Below are 1,100 nucleotides of genomic sequence, written 5' to 3'. Positions count from 1 at the left end.
AACCGTAAAAGCTGATTAAATCAGAAGAGTGAACACATTTTTAAGGCTGGAGGCTCTAAATGCTTTATAACTGCTGGTAAAATCATAAACTACAGTTGATTGTGGAATTTAGATGCGTTTGCCCTGCAAAGGTACTGTGATTCAGACACTGGACATCAGACACAAGACTATAGACTCTATTTATGCAGGGAATTAGTGACATTTGGGAAACCATCCTCAAAACTTCCACAGGTCGAAAAATTTACCCATAAAAATCAATATGGACACCTTTTCCTTCAGGTTTTTGGTCATTTAATGTTCCTTGAGGCAGATAAGATAAGTGAGTTTTTTGTTGAAGGAGTTGATGGAATTGTTGTTTATCCAGGGTCTGAGTTATAGCCTGGCCACCACTAACATAATTTCCTCCACATTCAGGACAGGTGGCATGTTGAAGATGAATATATTGAGCGACAACGACTTTTCCTTCTTGCACGGCTTTTATCCTTGATTGGTGGAGATGTTGTGCCTCGTGGTGTTGAACTCGCAAAGCACTTTGCTGACCAGGAATAATAGTTGCTTTTCCATCCGAAGTCTCTCCATTAGAACAGATATATCGCCTGTTTTGACATAAATTGCATCCTTCATTAGATTTATTTAGATGAACAATTTCTTTACTTATCTTCTCGTTATTTATTAAGAAATTAAATATAGAATGAAAAGAGCCTATTTGCCAACTACGAGGATTACTTTCTGCTGGATTTTGAGGGAAATTAGTTCGGCTAAGAGGCAAGGAGTTAGTAGTTCGGTTATTTAAATGAAAATATACCCGATAGGCGCCACTAATTCGACTTACAGCATCAACCCCTGAAATTTCCATTTTCTAAAACCTCCAAAGATAACAGGTAATCAGTTTTAACCGCTTTATTTGAGTAACCGAACACCTGATTTCCATTATCCTCCCTTTGGGTAAATAGTTACCTTAAATTAACTCTTTGTAACTGTTCACCGCAGAGATGATATGATAAAGTGTCAAGTTTGACCTGCGAAAGATTTTATGGTATACTATACAAAAAGTATTAACTAACTAAAATAAGGAGGACAAACTTATGACACAAACAACA

Annotated in this window: 1 protein-coding gene; it reads right to left on the bottom strand. The window is 36.7% G+C overall.

All coding sequences use genetic code 11. The features are described from left to right. Nucleotides 1-241: 241 nt before the first annotated feature. Nucleotides 242-856 carry a hypothetical protein gene (locus AB1414_21360; GenBank protein ID MEW6609960.1) on the bottom strand — a complete coding sequence of 205 codons (615 nt, stop codon included), beginning with the start codon at nucleotides 854-856 and terminating at the stop codon, nucleotides 242-244. Nucleotides 857-1,100: the final 244 nt, after the last annotated feature.

It is taken from the genome of bacterium (genome assembly GCA_040755795.1).
In the GTDB taxonomy this organism is placed as follows: domain Bacteria; phylum UBA9089; class CG2-30-40-21; order CG2-30-40-21; family SBAY01; genus JBFLXS01.
The sequence above is the reverse complement of the archived record's forward strand: the minus strand, read 5'-3'. Positions and strand labels throughout refer to the sequence as shown.

Coding starts and splice junctions, on each gene's coding strand:
- AB1414_21360 (MEW6609960.1), bottom strand. CDS start 856: ATGGAAATTTCAGGGGTTGATGCTGTAAGTCGAATTAGTGGCGCCTAT.